Origin of the sequence: Nonomuraea sp. NPDC050643 (genome assembly GCF_040654715.1) — a bacterium.
GTDB lineage: Bacteria > Actinomycetota > Actinomycetes > Streptosporangiales > Streptosporangiaceae > Nonomuraea.
On the sequence record NZ_JBFAIM010000075.1, the window covers coordinates 17,301 to 32,013 of the forward strand.

13 protein-coding genes and 2 pseudogenes are annotated in these 14,713 nt (G+C 67.1%); 8 read left to right on the forward strand and 7 right to left on the reverse strand.

Features of this window, described 5'->3' with window-relative positions; genetic code table 11:
- Positions 1-12: 12 nt before the first annotated feature.
- Complete coding sequence (locus AB0I15_RS55205) at positions 13-1,389, reverse strand: helix-turn-helix domain-containing protein (RefSeq protein ID WP_358115932.1); 1,377 nt, start codon at positions 1,387-1,389, stop codon at positions 13-15.
- Between the two features lie 167 nt (positions 1,390-1,556).
- Between AB0I15_RS55205 and AB0I15_RS55210 the strand changes: the two genes are divergently transcribed.
- Positions 1,557-2,558 carry a helix-turn-helix domain-containing protein gene (locus AB0I15_RS55210; protein ID WP_358115935.1) on the forward strand — a complete coding sequence of 334 codons (1,002 nt, stop codon included), beginning with the start codon at positions 1,557-1,559 and terminating at the stop codon, positions 2,556-2,558.
- 8 nt (positions 2,559-2,566) lie between these two features.
- On the opposite strand, the gene AB0I15_RS55215 is transcribed toward AB0I15_RS55210, so the two are convergent.
- Positions 2,567-2,839 carry a hypothetical protein gene (locus AB0I15_RS55215; RefSeq protein WP_358115938.1) on the reverse strand — a complete coding sequence of 91 codons (273 nt, stop codon included), beginning with the start codon at positions 2,837-2,839 and terminating at the stop codon, positions 2,567-2,569.
- Between the two features lie 332 nt (positions 2,840-3,171).
- On the opposite strand from AB0I15_RS55215, the gene AB0I15_RS55220 reads away from it, so the two are divergent.
- A complete protein-coding gene (locus tag AB0I15_RS55220; RefSeq protein ID WP_358115941.1) occupies positions 3,172-4,350 on the forward strand; it encodes a DUF455 family protein in 1,179 nt (392 codons plus the stop codon).
- Positions 4,351-4,385: 35 nt separating this feature from the next.
- On the opposite strand, the gene AB0I15_RS55225 is transcribed toward AB0I15_RS55220, so the two are convergent.
- Positions 4,386-4,589: a hypothetical protein gene (locus AB0I15_RS55225; RefSeq protein ID WP_358115943.1), complete on the reverse strand. Its 204-nt coding sequence runs from the start codon at positions 4,587-4,589 to the stop codon at positions 4,386-4,388.
- Positions 4,590-4,660: 71 nt separating this feature from the next.
- On the opposite strand from AB0I15_RS55225, the pseudogene AB0I15_RS55230 reads away from it, so the two are divergent.
- Together AB0I15_RS55230 and AB0I15_RS55235 are read left to right on the forward strand one after the other, a co-directional pair.
- Positions 4,661-5,430, forward strand: a pseudogene (locus tag AB0I15_RS55230) (IS5 family transposase); the annotation flags it as partial.
- A gap of 1 nt (position 5,431) precedes the next feature.
- A pseudogene (locus AB0I15_RS55235) lies at positions 5,432-5,653 on the forward strand (Tn3 family transposase); the annotation flags it as partial.
- 67 nt (positions 5,654-5,720) lie between these two features.
- Here AB0I15_RS55235 and AB0I15_RS55240 read toward each other — a convergent pair.
- The 4 genes from AB0I15_RS55240 to AB0I15_RS55255 form a co-directional block, all read right to left on the reverse strand.
- Complete coding sequence (locus AB0I15_RS55240) at positions 5,721-6,728, reverse strand: alpha/beta hydrolase (protein ID WP_358115946.1); 1,008 nt, start codon at positions 6,726-6,728, stop codon at positions 5,721-5,723.
- A gap of 99 nt (positions 6,729-6,827) precedes the next feature.
- Positions 6,828-7,250, reverse strand: a complete 423-nt coding sequence (locus tag AB0I15_RS55245; protein ID WP_358115949.1) for a hypothetical protein — start codon at positions 7,248-7,250, stop codon at positions 6,828-6,830.
- Positions 7,251-7,261: 11 nt separating this feature from the next.
- Positions 7,262-7,522 (reverse strand): hypothetical protein, encoded by a 261-nt coding sequence (locus AB0I15_RS55250; protein ID WP_358115952.1) that lies wholly within the window; start codon positions 7,520-7,522, stop codon positions 7,262-7,264.
- Entirely contained in the window at positions 7,519-7,881 is a 363-nt protein-coding gene (locus AB0I15_RS55255) for a DUF2089 domain-containing protein (protein WP_358115955.1), read from the reverse strand. Before AB0I15_RS55255 ends, AB0I15_RS55250 begins: the two co-directional genes overlap by 4 nt.
- A 487-nt stretch (positions 7,882-8,368) precedes the next feature.
- Here AB0I15_RS55255 and AB0I15_RS55260 point away from each other — a divergent pair, with 487 nt between their 5' ends.
- The 4 genes from AB0I15_RS55260 to AB0I15_RS55275 all read left to right on the forward strand — a co-directional run bounded on the left by AB0I15_RS55260 (position 8,369) and on the right by AB0I15_RS55275 (position 14,632).
- The gene (locus AB0I15_RS55260; protein ID WP_358115958.1) at positions 8,369-8,509 is read left to right on the forward strand and encodes a hypothetical protein; all 141 of its coding nucleotides are present in this window, start codon (positions 8,369-8,371) and stop codon (positions 8,507-8,509) included.
- 47 nt (positions 8,510-8,556) lie between these two features.
- Positions 8,557-8,856, forward strand: coding sequence for a hypothetical protein (locus tag AB0I15_RS55265; RefSeq protein WP_358116050.1), 300 nt, complete (start codon positions 8,557-8,559; stop codon positions 8,854-8,856).
- A gap of 735 nt (positions 8,857-9,591) precedes the next feature.
- Complete coding sequence (locus AB0I15_RS55270; RefSeq protein WP_358115961.1) at positions 9,592-10,509, forward strand: multicopper oxidase domain-containing protein; 918 nt, start codon at positions 9,592-9,594, stop codon at positions 10,507-10,509.
- Between the two features lie 196 nt (positions 10,510-10,705).
- Positions 10,706-14,632, forward strand: a complete 3,927-nt coding sequence (locus AB0I15_RS55275; RefSeq protein ID WP_358115964.1) for a ThuA domain-containing protein — start codon at positions 10,706-10,708, stop codon at positions 14,630-14,632.
- Positions 14,633-14,713 lie beyond the last annotated feature (81 nt).

Consider the following 14,713-nt stretch of genomic DNA (forward strand, 5'->3'; position numbering starts at 1 on the left):
TGCCATCTCCGATCACGATGTGGAGGCCAGCAGGACGCGACGCACCAGGTTCAGCAGGACGATCTCCGGCGACGTACCGCGGTTCTCCACGCGTACAAGGCCGACCGCGGCCATCGCGTCGACCAGGTCGATGGCCGCGGAGATGGAAAGCTCCAACTCGACCGCGACGTTCTCGATGGACCACCGCTCAGTGCTCCGCGCCAGCAGGCGTGCGTGTTCGCGCTGGGGGCCCGCCAGGAAATCGCAGCTGGTCGCGATCACTTTCCAGACGGGACCGAACTCGCCGGGCAACGCCTGGTCCGACGTACCACCCGCGGCCGTGATCAGGTTGTGGAGCAGCACTTCCACGCTGAGCTCCGCGCAGCGGGCGGCCGCGAGTTCCAGGGCGAGCGGGATGCCGTCCAGGCGCCGGCACAACTCGGCCACAGCCGCCGGGTCCGCATCGGGGAGGCCCGAGCCGGCTCGCCCCTGGTGCATGCGGTCGAGGAACAGCCGGACGGACTCCGTCTCCGTGAGCTGTGCAGGAGCATTCCAGAAGTCTCTCGATGGGACGGCGAGGGGTGCCAGCCGGAGCGACATCGCTCCCCTGGCCCGCCACGGAGCGGCCGTCGTGGCCAGCACCCGCAGCCGGGGACAGGCACGGAGAAGGGCGAAGGCGAAGCCCTCGACGGAGGAGCCTCCGGGCATCCCGTCCAGAACGATCAGCGCGTCGTTGCCGCCGATCAGCCGTGCCAGCCTGGCGCTCGATCCGGCATCACCGCGGATCGCGTCCACGGCGACGGCGGCGGCGGGTGCCTGAGGGAGCCCACCGTCCCCACCCTCCCCCAGGGGGACCCAGAGGACGGGCCAGCCGTTCTGTTCACGCAGACGCAGCGCCACCTCCATGGCCAGCCGGCTCTTCCCCACGCCACCGAGGCCGCTGATCACCGCGAGGCGGCTGTCTCCGGCGGTCAACGTACGGGTGATGGCGTTTCTGTCACCGAGTCGGCCGATGAACGAACTGAAGGGGTGCGGTGGGTGGAGATCGAGGCCGCCGTCGGCGGGCTCGGATCGTTCGGCGGCGTCGTTCAGCAGGGCGCACGAGATTCTGTCCAGCTTGAGCGTGTCGGCGAGCAGGCTGAGGGTCTGCCGCCGCGGCTTTCTGATGCACCCGGATTCGATATTGCGAACGGTGCGAACGCTTACTGTGGAGAGATCCGCCAGATGCTGCTGGCTCAGTCCACGTTGCTCCCGATGTGCTCTCAAGAGGTCACCGAGCTCCCAAGGCCGTACCACAGGCTCGGCAAATATGTTGTCGAATGGTGCAGAAGAAGGCACGGAAACCCTCCCGTGGCAAACATCAGTGGTGTTGCCGGAGGCCTCCATCGTTGATCGCTCGAGTTCGCCCACATAAGTGGTCAGTTGCTGCCTATGGCATGAAGCGGCCACCTGCACCGTTGCCGGACATATACCGACGTATACCGACGTATACCGACGTTGTGCTGGCCTCATATCGTCTTCCGCTAGACAGGACGAAACGGCTCTGCTCCAGACACGGGAACGCGCAGAGAGGGCTCATGTTCGAGGCGTTGGGATTCAACGACGTGGCCGAATCGGTGTACCTCGCGATGCTCGAGCATCCCCAGGCCGGGGTCGAGGACCTGATGCAGAACCTCGGCATGGAGGAGCACCAGATCCGTCAGGCCCTGGACGACCTGGCACGCATGTCCTTACTGCGCATCTCCGGGTCCGCTCCCGAAGTTTTCGTGCCCGTCAACCCCAAGACCGGGCTCGCGGCCTTACTGGCCCGGCAGCAGGTTGAGATCGCCAAGCGGCAACAGGAGCTCGAGGAGAGCAGGGCCTCGCTTACGGCGCTGCTGGACATGTACGCGGGGAGCCGCGTGCACACGTCCGCAACCGGGGTCGACTGGATTGAGGGAATCGACAGCGTCAGAGCAAGGCTCCGCGAGCTGGCCGAGACCTGTACATGGGAGGCCGCTTCCTTCATGTACGGCGGCGCCCAGTCGGAAGCGAGCATGGCGGCCAGCAGGCCCCTGGACAGAGACGCGATCAACCGCGGAGTCCGGCTGCGCACCATCTATCTGGACAGCGTCCGTAACGACCCGGCGACCTGCTCCTACGCCCAGTGGCTCTGCGACATGGGGAGCGAGGTCCGCACGACCTCCGTGCTCCCCATGCGGATGCTCATCGTGGACCGGCGGATCGCGGTGGTACCCGTCGACGTGGAGAAGACCAGCGCCGCCGCGGTGGAGGTGGCCAGCCCTGGCTTGCTCACAGGACTGGTCGCGTTGTTCAACTTCGCGTGGAAGAACGCGGTGCCGTTCGGCGCACGGCGGCGGCGGGACGACGATGGGCAGACCGCGCAGGAGAAGCAGGTACTGAGACTGCTCGGCCTGGGCCACACGGACGAGATGGTCTCCAGGCGGCTCGGCGTGTCGGTCCGCACGGTCAGGCGCACCGTGTCCGCGCTGCAGGAAAGGCTCGAGGCGAAGAGCAGATTCCAGGTCGGCGCACGAGCTGTCGCCCTGGGCTGGATCGACCAGGACGACCTTGAGTAGGTCACCTGTCAGAGGACGGTCGTCGACCGGATCATCCAGAGGGTGTCCAGCGGCATGGCGGCGGCCATCGCACGACGGCACAGTTGCTCAGCCTTGAGACGGGCCACGTCCAGGTCCGCCGCGCGGAGATACAAGATCAGGATGAGCAGGCCGTCCCGCACGTCCATGAAGATGTGCTCCGTGCAATCGTTACCGGCGGCTGAGTCGGTGAAGGCAGCACGCAAGCGGGTTCTTGATGCTCGCCAACCGGGCGTGTCCACCACGATGAGAACGCGGTACATGGTCAGGCTCTCAGAGCCGGCGGTAACCGCGTCACACCTCGAATAGAGCATCTTCCCCGCCGCCTTCGGCAGTGGTCACTTCCTGCCACAGGCGGCTCCTGTCCTTGACCGACCAGTCTGATGAGGAGTGGACGATTGCTGCCAGGCAAACACTTGCCAGGCACGGCCCGCTGATCCGGGGCGAGCTCTGGTAATACTCGATGAATGAGCCAGGAAATGCACAGAACAGGGACCCTCACGGCTGCGGACGGGTTCGGCTGGGACGACCGGTGAACGTGGTCGGCGCGGATGATGTGGCTCGTATTGCGGCCACCCGACAAAGGATGTTCTGAATGACGGAGAAAGCTCCCCCCGATGTGGCGGAGAGCCGCCGGTCCATGCAGATTCTCCGGTACGCGTGCGTCCGCCTGCTGGAGATCTCGGCCGGCGTGCTGGTAAGGATCGCCGACTCTCAAACCAAGGTGGCCCTCTCCCGTGATGTGTGGAACCTCGCGCAGGCGGCCGACCACATCGGCCGGCGCCTGCCCGGCCTTCGTTCCTCTGCTGAGGCGATGACGCCTGTCGCCGGATACGCCGAATTCACCAACGGCTTGATCCGGATCAGCGATCCGGCGGAGCAGTACGACCTCCTGGTGTCGCAGGCGTTTCCCGAGCTGCGCGACGTCGTCTGCCTCTGGCAGGCCCGGCATGACCAATTGGCGGACGAGGCTTCGGTGTCGTGTCTGAAGAGCGTGGCAGAGCAGTTGGACAAGCTCACCCTGCCGACCGGCGGCGCCGCATCCGGTGGGAGGAGAGAACTCGCGCGCGGCATCGAGGGTCTGGACCGGGACGAGCAGATCCCTCCGCCACTGTCCGCGTTGGAGTCGATTCCCCGTCGGCCCGGCAGGGAGGCCGGACTTACCGAAGGCACTTCCCAGGCCTCTGGCCTCGTCCGGTACCTGCACGACATGATCTTCGGTATTGAGATCTGCGCTGCCGAGATCTGCGCGGCCCTCATCGCCCATCATCCAGAGGCCCCATGGGGTCTGCGGTACGACATGGCCAAACAGGTTCGCGACGAAGGGCGTCATTTTGAACTGATAGCCAACCGTATTTCCGAGCTCGGCGGTCAGATCGGCGACCATCCCATCAAATTTGACGTGTGGGATAAGTTCACCCTCGGCCGTACGCTGCCCGAACGCATCAACATCGAACAGCGTATGGGCGAAGGCATAGGCTTGGACGGCGGCATGATGATTTACCGCGCCCTCAAGAAGATGGGCGACGAACGCACCGCCCTGCTCTTCGACTACATCAACGCGGACGAGGTCACCCATGTCGGCAACGGCAACCGCTGGCTGCGCGAACTGCTCGGCAGCGACGAAGCCGTCGCCGCCCTCGATGCGGAGACCCTCCGGCTCCTGGCCGCCGCGAACTGGCCCACCGCCAGCCCGATGCCACTCAACGTCGAAGATCGCATTCTGGCTGGCTTCACCGAAGCCGAACTGGCGGAGCTACGCCCCGACGCCTAAGTCTGGATTCACTTCCACGGCATGGGCGTCGGTCGCTAACCGGCGGTCGGTGGAGCGTCGTTCATCCTCGGCGTCCGCGGCAGCGTTGTGACGATCCGCAGCCCTTCGGCTGTGAAGATCTCCGGGAAGGCGGAGGTAGAGAGCGGGTCGCGATCGTGGATCGCGAACCGCAGCCCGGCGATGCAGTCACCCAAACCCATCACCAGGTTGCGGGCCCGCTGCACCGTGTAGCGCGTCAAAACTCGCGCCCAGGGTCTGGTCTGGGGTTTCACCCAGTCGAGCCAGGATGCTCGGCGGTACTCGTTGTTGAATGTCGGTCGTGGTGCGACGTGGCGAGTTGACCGATAAGGCGTGGGCGCGGATCGAGCCGCTGCTGCCGGCGAGCGATGGACGGGGGCATCCCTGGCGGGATCATCGGGAGGTGATCGATGGCATCTTGTGGCGGCTGCGGACCGGCGCGCCGTGGCGGGACGTCCCGGAGCGGTACGGGCCTTGGCAGACCTGTTACGAGCGGTTCAAACGCTGGGAACAGGACGGCACCTGGGCCCGGCTGCTTGTTGGAGGATATGCAGGTCGAGGACGACTCCTTCGGCCAGGTGGAGTTCACCGTCAGCATCGATTCCACCATCGCCCGCGCCCACCAGCACGCGGCCGGCGCCCGAAAAGGGGGACGACGGCGGGACGATCGATACGAAGCAATCGCAAAACCGGCAGGCGCTCGGACGATCCCGAGGCGGGCTGACCACCAAGCTGCACCTGCTCGTGGAGGCCCGCGGACTGCCGCTGGTGCTGCATCTGACCGGCGGCAACACCGTCGACTGCACCGCCTTCGAAGCGGTACTGGCCAAGTTCCGGGTGCGCCGCCCGGCGGGCGGCCGACCGCGCACCCGGCCCGACACCGTGATCGGCGACAAGGGCTACTCCACCCGCAAGATCCGCCTGCACCTGCGCCGACGTGGCATCAAGGCGGTCATCCCCGAACGGCGCGACCAGATCGCCAACCGCAAGCGCAGAGGCAGCCGCGGAGGCCGGCCGCACGCCTTCGACGCCCTCGCCTACAAGCAGCGCAACCTGGTCGAAGTATCTGTCGGCCGCCGTCGACCTGTTGCGGGCGCAGGGCGTGCCGGTCAAGGATGAGGATGCCGCCCGGCTCAGCCCGCTCGGCCACGCCCACCTCAACGTCCTGGGCCGCTATGCCATCTCCTCCTCCGCGCCGGCCGAAGGCCTGCGCCAGCTCGGCGAGATCCCCGACCTGGCCGACGGCGGGGACACGGTGCAGACGGTGGAGGGAGAGGGCGTGTAGACCTCTGGCTTTGCGCCGACGGCTATCAGGATTCTCCCGTGCGGGATTCACCGTGACGGCGGCGTCCTCAGTTCCCCTCGTGGTCGAGGGCGGCGACCTCACGTACGGCCTCGGCGATGGCGCGATAGTCCTTACGCAGGATCGAACCGTGGTTGCTGGCGACTTTCGCGCTGATTTGGATGTTCGGATTGCGTGCAGTCACCGCAGGGAGGCTGGTGCGTACCTGTTCGTGCCCGCCCTGGCTTCCGAAGGACTCCCCAGAAGCGACCACGTAGCGCGCCGGGACGGTGATGCTGTCCAGCACGGGGCCCAGGTCACGCTCGCGGGCGATCTTGCCGACCTCGATGTTGCTGTCTGCCAGCTGGTCGCCGGTCATCCGTGGAGCCATACCGAACGGGCGCAGCATCTGCATGGGCCACCAGAGCCGCTTCCATATCTTGCGCATCCCCGCTTCCATGGACTCGTCGAACCAGTCGTAGGGCTGCGCGCCCTCCACCAAGACCGCGCCCACGGTACGGGCCGGATTCCGGCTGGCCCAGTGCGCCGCGACAAACGCTCCATAGGACCAGCCCACCACCACCGCCCGGGCCACTCCCCGGGCTGCGAGGACAGCATCGACATCTCGGATGTTCGTCTCGAACGAATAATCCGCCGAACGCTTCGACTTACCACGCCCCCGCATGTCGTAGGTGATATGCCGCCACTGTGTCCCCAGCTCGGCAAGGACCCGCCGCCATTGCCGCTGAACGCCGGCGTGGCCGTTGAGGTAGATCACGGGGACACCGTCGCCGTCGGTGTCGGTGACGGCTAAGGCCGTATCGTCTACTGGGACCATGCCTGTCCAGGGGGATCGCTTGATGGTCATGGGTCTGCCTTTCTCAGAGGTGAATCGGGAACGGTGGCTGGTGCCGGTGGCCAGGTCCCGGACGGCGCCCTCGAACGAATAGTCCGCCGAACGCTTCGACTTGCCGCGGGCGCGCTCGTCGTCGGTGAGGTGCCGGTAGTCGCTGCCGAGGTCAGCGATGGCGCGCCGCCAGTGCGAATGGTCGGCATAGGCGCCGTTGAGGTAGACCACCGGATGACCGGCCCGCCGGTGTCGCGCACGTACAGCGCGGTGTCATCGACCGGGCACCATGCCGGTCCGGGTGGATTGCCGGCTGGTCATGGTTTCCCCTTACTCGCAGAAGACACGCAGGTGGCCATCGGGCGCCTCCATTTCCACGATCGTCTCGTCGAGGTGCTCCACGAGCGCCTCGAGCTGTGCGGGCTTGAGATGGGTCAGATCGATCGGCACGCCCGCCTTGACCAGCTCGGCGTTGGCCCGATCCAGCGCCCGCGGCGGGATCAGGGCGACGAGTTGTACACCGGCTCGCAGCAGTTGCAGCGGCACCCGCAGGTTGAGCCGCCCTGACTCGCCGTCCTCGAGGAACTCCATCTCCAGCCGCAGGTACTTCGCCCTGCCTTTCGGCCGGAGCTCGAGGCACGAAGCCGCCGGTGGCTGGTCTCGTTCGAGCGCGAGGAGGAGCCGCTCCGCCTCCTCTGCAGTGATCTTGTCCTCGGCCAGCATGTCGAGGACGTCCTTGCGCTGTTCGTTCATCGAAACCTCTCCTACTGGATGGATACGAGCACCGCCGTACGGCGGTAGTCGACGTCGACCCGGGTGTCGGGCAACGCCGAGACGATGCGCCGGCCGGTGCCGAGCGCGCGCACCAAGCTGATGCTGAACACGAGGCAGGCCACGGCCGCACCCAGAACGGCTAGGACCACGAGCGGTGAAAGAACGAGCGCCACGGGCAGGACCGGCACCCAGATCCGGAGGGCACGGTGGTCTGGGCGTTTGACCCGTACGGTCACCAACTGCGGCATCATGTGCCATCCCCCAGCTCGGACAGTGCCTGCTGTGCGGTGATCTCGCCGCGGCGCAACCGCTCGATGATGTCGGCCCGCGACGGCGCCGGATCGGTCTCGACGAAGTCAAGCATCTGTGTGATCCGGTTCAGCCGTCCTTTGATCGTCGGATAGCTCACCCCGAAGATGCGTTCCATCTCCTTGATGGAGCCGTGGCACCGCACGAACGCTGTGATGAAGACCTGATCCTCGACGTTGAGCTGAGCCAGTTGCGGTAGCTCGAAGTCGCCCTCGATCGCGACGCCGCTGCCTGCCAGGCGCACCCGCTCGACGACGAACGGCTGGCCCTGGGTCAGGTTTGTAAGTTCCTGCCAGTCCATATCCAAAGATATACCCGACGAACCTTCACTATTTCAAGGTCGATCTTAATTTTCTTAAGCTATCCCATGCAGCCTCCACCAGATCGCGCGAGGGTTGACAACTACGGACGGAGGGGTCGGTGGGCGGGCTGCGCGGACGGCGACTTCTACGTCTCGCTGGTCGCCACATGCTCGGCGTCGACCTGGATGCCGAACTGCAAGCCTCACCCAGGTCTTCACCGCCGCCGGATATGGGGTGACCGCCGATTCCGACCACAACATCGCCTGCGGCGTCATCGCCCGCCTCGCCCCGCGGGCTGACCCGGCAGGCCGGCCTGTCGGGATTAGACGGCTTCCCGACACCCCGCCAACCAGGCTCCCCGCGGCCCGAAGAATCAGACGTCGCCGTACAAAACACCGCTCCTGATAGGTGTTTTCGAGCCCGAATTGACGACAGGATTTCCCGACAGATAGAAGGGGCTCCCGTCCCCCATCCGAGGAGCCGCCGGTGCGGATCGTCTACTCCCGCTCCTCCACCGCCACCCAGTCCCTGCTACGGCAGCGGCACATCCTCACCGAGGCCGGACTGCTGGTGCGGACCGAAGGCGTCGCCGAGGGATTTCGCCCGGCCGAGGGTGCCGCGACCTGATCGACATCCACGCCGTCCGCGACTGGTGCCAGGCCCGCGGCGTCGCCCTGCGCGTCCTGTCCGGCCCGCTGTCGAACTTCCATGACCTCGCGGCCAACGACGCCACGACAGCGCTGCTCATCAACGTGATCACTGCGGTCGGGCAGTTCCAGCGCGACATCCAGAACGAGCTAACCGTCGAAGGGATCGCCGCCGCCGAAGCCGAAGGCCGCTACCGCGGCCGGCCGCCCGCGCTGGCCGGCTCCCGGCTTGAGGAGGTTCGATCGGCGCTGACCGGGCTACTGCCCGGCCAGCCGGGTCCGCCCGTGCTTATCCCGACCGAGGGCCCTGTCCAAGCGTCCAGTTAAGTTACTCGCCGGTTCCGCCAACGGCTGTCCGCAGGTTCCTCAACCCCGAAGCGCAAGGGAGCGTCGTACGCGACGTCCTTGGCGATCTTCAACGGGGGCCGAGCCGCAGGCCGGGGCGGCCTCCATAGGCACGTCAGGGCTGAGCCCCCGGTGGGTGCGGGCATGGTGCAGGGGCACGATCGTCGGAGGCGCGCGTCAGGCGTTGGCGTCGTCATCCCACAGGTCGTAGTCGCAGGGCTCGCCGCGGGCCGGATCGTGCTACAGCCCGGTCCGAGACGCCCGGCCCATCTCCTCCTCCTTGACCACCAGGGGGTCGGTCAGGCCCAGCACCACCGTGGGGACAGCCGGAAGGGGCGGCGGCAGGAGGTATGGGGTGGGGTGCGGACACGGAGGAGCTCGATCTTGTCGTCACCGTAACAGCCGTATCCACCTTTGACCAGATATAGGCGGAAGCTCTGACTCTTTCGACGCTACTTCTTGACATTTCGCCGAAAATGGCGCGTACTTCGATCGAAAGTCGATCTAACTGCCCCCATAGCGCCACCGGTCACAACGCGACGGGTCCAGGCCTAGACCCACATCGCGCGCGAAAGCAATGCCCGAGCACTCGCAAGTCACCCTTACGCAAGCGTCACCGATTGGGGAACCATGACCGAGGTAGGCAGAGGCATGGCGAAAAGCCTGCTCTCCCGGCGTGCCTTCACCACGTCCGCGGCGGCTGCCGCGTTGGCACCATTGGTCACAGCGAATCAGACCGCGGCGTCGATCCAGGCCGACACGGCCATGGGCGCGGTCCGCCGCATCACTTTGTACGCCGAGCGGCTGGCGGACGGCCAGTTGGGCTACGGCCTGGAGCCCGGCATGGCCACGATTCCCGGGCCGCTCATCGAGATGGTCGAGGGCGACACGCTTGAGATCGAAATGGTCAACAACCTGGACGTGACGGCGAGCCTGCACGTCCACGGGGTGGACTACGACGTGGTCAGCGACGGTACGAGGCTGAACGAGAGCGTGGTCGAGCCCGGGGGCCGGCGCACCTACATCTGGCGCACCCACGCGCAGGGCAGGCGCGCGGGCGGTGCCGGCATCGAGCCTGGCAGCGCGGGCTACTGGCACTACCACGACCACGTGGTGGGGACCGCTCACGGCACGGGCGGCATCCGTCAGGGGCTGTACGGCCCGCTGGTGGTCCGGCGGAAGAATGACGTCAGGCCGGACAAGACGTTCACCGTCGTCTTCAACGACATGATGATCAACAATCACCCCGCGCACCACGCGCCGGAGTTCGTCGCCAAGGTCGGCGAGAGGGTGGAGTGGATCGTGATCACCCACGGCGAGTTCTACCACACGTTCCACATCCACGGGCACCGCTGGGCCGACAACCGCACCGGCATGCTGGAGAGCCTTGAGGACCCGAGCCGGATCATCGACACCAAGATCACCGGGCCCGCGGAGTCGTTCGGCTTCCAGCTGATCGCGGGCGAGCGTGTCGGCCCGGGAGCGTGGATGTACCACTGCCATGTCCAGAGCCACTCCGACATGGGGATGGCCGGCATCTTCAAGGTGACGGACGCGGCCGGGAACGTGCCGGGTCAACCGGGCGGCGGTCACTATGACGGTGACCACACGGGCGGCGACCACACGGGCCACTAACGGCCGTGCACTGCCCCCAGGCGCCCCATGCCGTACGAATACGGCCCCACGCAGACGTCGACAACCCCGGACCGCGGCCGACCCCCGAACTCGTCCGCACATGGTCCCGAACCACCCTCGATCCCAAGGAGCAATGATGGGTCGAACAGGCCATTTACCGTCCCGACCACCCGCCTGGCGACGCGTACTGATCGCGATGTCGAGTGCCGTCCTGGTGCTCGGACTGGGGACCCCGACCGCAGTGCCGGCCCAGGCACAGGCCCCCGCCCCGGCCGCCAAGAAGCCCGCCGTCAACGTGCTGGTCTTCAGCGGTCAGGCCGCGCAGCAGGACGACCCGGTGCGGGCGGCCGTGACGGCGATCAGGGAACTGAGCAAGAAGAACGGGTTCTCCGTTGAGGAGGCCCAGGATCCGGCGGTCTTCACCGCCGACAACCTGGCGCGGTTCCGCGGCGTGGTGTTCCTGTCCGCCAACGGCGTGAGCCTGGACGAAGCGCAGCTCGCCGCCTTCCAGGCGTACATCAGGGGTGGTGGCGGGTTCGTCGGCATCCGCGATGCCGCCCGCGCGCAGGTGGACTCGGCCTGGTTCACCGAACTGATCGGCACCCGTCCCGTCGGCGCCCTCCCCATCGCGGAGAAGGTGACGGAGGCCGCGGCGAGCGCGGAGAACCCACCGAACGAGACCAAGGACAAGGTTTTCGACGGGGACAACGACACCAAGTGGCTGGCCCGGACGCCGACCGCGTGGGTGCAGGGCAAGCTGGACAAGCCCGTCGCGGTGGCGCACTACGCGCTGACGTCGGCCAACGACTTCGCCGGCCGGGACCCGAAGGACTGGACCCTCCAGGGCTCGCAGAACGGGACGACCTGGACGGATCTCGACAAGCGCAGCGGGGAGACCTTCCCGCAGCGGTTCCAGAGCAAGGAATACAAGTTCGAGAACACCACGGCGTACCAGTACTACCGGCTCAACGTCACCGCGAACGGCGGTGAGCCCCTGACCCAGCTCGCCGAGCTGCGGCTGTTCGGGCCCGACTCCGCGCCTCCCCCCGCGCCGAAGGAGCAGAAGGCCGTCGTGGACATCCTCGACCGCCGGCATCCGGCGAACGAGGGGCTTCCGCTCATTCTGTCGCGGACAGACAAGTGGCTGAGCTGGAACCCTAATCCGGTGGGCAAGGTCCACACGATCGCGCAGGTCGAGGAGTGGACCTACAACCCGAGCATGAATGGCAACGGCCCGTTCCATCCGGTCTCCTGGTGCCGTGACTACGACGGCGGCCGGTCTTTCTACACCGGCATGGGCGGCACCGCGGCGAGCTACACCAGCGACAAGCAGTTCCGCACGCACCTCGCCGGCGCCATCCGGTGGGCGGCCGGCATCGTCCGGGGCGACTGCCAGGCGACCATCGCGGCCAACTACACCATGGAACGGCTGACCGCCCCGAACACGCAGGGGCAGCTCGACCAGATCGGTGAGCCGCACGGCCTGACCATCGCGCCGAACGGCAAGGTGTTCTACATCGGCAAGGCGGCCTGCGCCACCGGCCCGATCCCCGACTGGAACGACCCGAAGGTGGGCCTCGGCTGCGGCACCATCCACCAGTGGGACCCGAGGACCAAGCAGGTCAAGCTGCTGACCACGCTGCCCGTCATGGGCAACCGCGGCAGCGGTGACGAGCTGGTCAAGAACGAGGAGGGCCTGATCGGCATCACCCTCGACCCGGACTTCGCGGAGAACGGCTGGATCTACGCGTACTGGATGCCGCACGCGTCGATCGACCGGGACAGGCGCATCGGCAAGCGGACGGTCTCCCGATTCGACTACGACTCGCGTACCCAGACGATCGACCAGAGCAGCCGCAAGGACCTCCTGCGGTGGGACACCCAGATTCACAGCTGCTGCCACGCGGGCGGAGGCATGACCTTCGACGAGAGCGGCAACCTCTACATCGGCACCGGTGACAGCAACTCCTCCGGCGGATCCGGCGGTTACTCCGGGAACAACTGGACCCAGGACTACAAGGGCACCTCGTTCCAGGACGCCCGCCGTACCTCCGGCAACACCAACGACCTCAACGGCAAGATCCTCCGCATCCACCCGGAGCCCGACGGCACCTACACGATCCCCGAGGGCAACCTGTTCACCGGCGAGGAAGAGGGCGGCGGCAAGACCCGCGCGGAGATCTGGGTGATGGGCGTCCGCAACATCGCGCGGCTGCAGTGGGACAAGGAGAACGACTGGATCACGGCCGGCTGGGTCGGTCCCGATGCCGTCGGCCCGAGCGAGACGTGGGGACCGGCGAAGTACGAGACCGTGACGGTTCTCACCTCCGCCGGCAACCAGGGCTGGCCGTACTGCATGGGCAACAAGCAGCCCTACCGCGACCGCGGTAACAGCGACGCCACCCAGCCCGCCGAGTGGTACGACTGCGACAACCTGAAGAACACCTCGCCGCGCAACACCGGCCTCGTCGACATCCCGCCGGCGCGCGACAACATGATCTGGTATTCGCCGCAGGGCGGCGGCCCGGTCTACCCGAAGCGGCAGGACGGCAGCGGTCTCCCGACGTACAAGCAGGGCGAGGAGACCTTCACCATGCCCTACCTCAAGGGCGGCGGCCAGGCGGTCATGTCGGGCCCGACCTACCACCGCTCCCAGACCGACACCGACAGCGGAGTCGCGTGGCCGGAGTACTGGGACAACAAGTGGTTGATCGGTGACGAGGCCAACGGCAACAACCGCATCGCCGTGACCGTCAACCCGGAGACCGCCAGGGACGCGGGCCGGCCGGCGTTCGCCGAGGACCTGCGGAACATCATCCCGGGCGGCACCGCCGCCAACCAGCTCCAGTCGTGGATGGACGCGAAGTTCGGTCCCGACGGCGCGCTCTACCTGCTCGACTACGGCAACGGCTTCTTCAGCCTGCACGCGAACCAGAAGCTGGTCCGCGTCACCTACAAGGGCGGCCCGGCGACGCCGGACCCGGCCGCCGCCGTGGCGCGTCCCGCCCGGCAGAACGCCGAGCCCAGGACGATGACGTTCTCCAGCGCCAAGGCCGGCGGCGTGGCGTGGGAGTGGAACTTCGGCGACGGCAGCGCACCGTCGAATCAGGCCGCCCCGACGCACACCTACGCCACCTTCGGCACCTACCAGGCGACGCTGAAGGTCACCTACGCCGACGGCGAGCAGGCCACCGGGAAGATCGCTGTCACGGTCGGCTGCGCCGCGCCCGACGCCCGGCCAACGGTGCAGTTGCTCGACGCCTTCACCGGCGTGCGCAACAAGGCGGCCGGTGGCGGCTGCACGATCAACGACCTGATCGACGACGAGCGCGACTGGACGAACCACAACCAGTTCGTCCAGCACCTCGACACCGTCGTGACGCAGCTCCTCCAGGACGGCGTCATCACCGCCCAGGAGGCGGAGGCGCTGCGCACCGCCGGCGCCGAGTCGGAGGTCGGGCGGGTGAGCGGGTACCAGCCCATCTTCGACGGCACGGCATCGTCGCTGCTGGGCTGGAGCCAGGCCCCGTCCGGGCAGTTCGCCCTCCAATCGGACGGTACGATCCGCAGCTCCGGCGGTCTGGGCATGCTGTGGTACTCCGACAAGGCGTACGCGAACTTCTCGGTCCGGCTGCAGTTCCGTGACAGCTCGCCCGACCCGCATCGCGCCAACAGCGGCGTCTTCGTCCGGTTCCCGGACCCGAGGACCCCGCTGGAGCAGCGTCCCGCCGGAAGCTGCGGCACGGTCGGCGCGGCGCGCACGTCACCCGCGTGGGTCGCGATCTTCTGTGGCCACGAGATCCAGATCTACGACGGCGACACCGGCGAGCCGCAGAAGACGGGCTCCGTCTACAACTTCTCGCCCAACGGCCTGAACCGGGCCGGGGTGACCCCGAAGGGCCGGTGGAACGACTACGAGGTCCGGGTGGTCGGCCAGCACTACACGATCATCCGCAACGGCACGGTGATCAGCGAGTTCGACAACACGCCGGGCAAGGCGTCGTCCCGCGCCGGTGACCCGCCCACGGACCTGCGCCAGTTCATCAGCGGGTTCGTCGGGCTGCAGAACCACGGCAACAACGACGTGATCGACTTCCGCAACATCCGCGTGCGCGAACTCTAGGACGGTACGCCGGCCGGGTGCCGGGCCGGGGAGCGTTCCCCGCGCCCGGCACTCCACCCCAGCTCGGAAAGGTACATCGAC

Excerpts from the sequence above, each read along its gene's own strand:
- AB0I15_RS55210 (WP_358115935.1), top strand. The coding sequence starts at position 1,557 with ATGTTCGAGGCGTTGGGATTCAACGACGTGGCCGAATCGGTGTACCTC.
- AB0I15_RS55245 (WP_358115949.1), bottom strand. The coding sequence starts at position 7,250 with ATGAACGAACAGCGCAAGGACGTCCTCGACATGCTGGCCGAGGACAAG.
- AB0I15_RS55255 (WP_358115955.1), bottom strand. The coding sequence starts at position 7,881 with ATGGACTGGCAGGAACTTACAAACCTGACCCAGGGCCAGCCGTTCGTC.
- AB0I15_RS55250 (WP_358115952.1), bottom strand. The coding sequence starts at position 7,522 with ATGATGCCGCAGTTGGTGACCGTACGGGTCAAACGCCCAGACCACCGT.
- AB0I15_RS55215 (WP_358115938.1), bottom strand. The coding sequence starts at position 2,839 with ATGTACCGCGTTCTCATCGTGGTGGACACGCCCGGTTGGCGAGCATCA.
- AB0I15_RS55275 (WP_358115964.1), top strand. The coding sequence starts at position 10,706 with ATGTCGAGTGCCGTCCTGGTGCTCGGACTGGGGACCCCGACCGCAGTG.
- AB0I15_RS55220 (WP_358115941.1), top strand. The coding sequence starts at position 3,172 with ATGACGGAGAAAGCTCCCCCCGATGTGGCGGAGAGCCGCCGGTCCATG.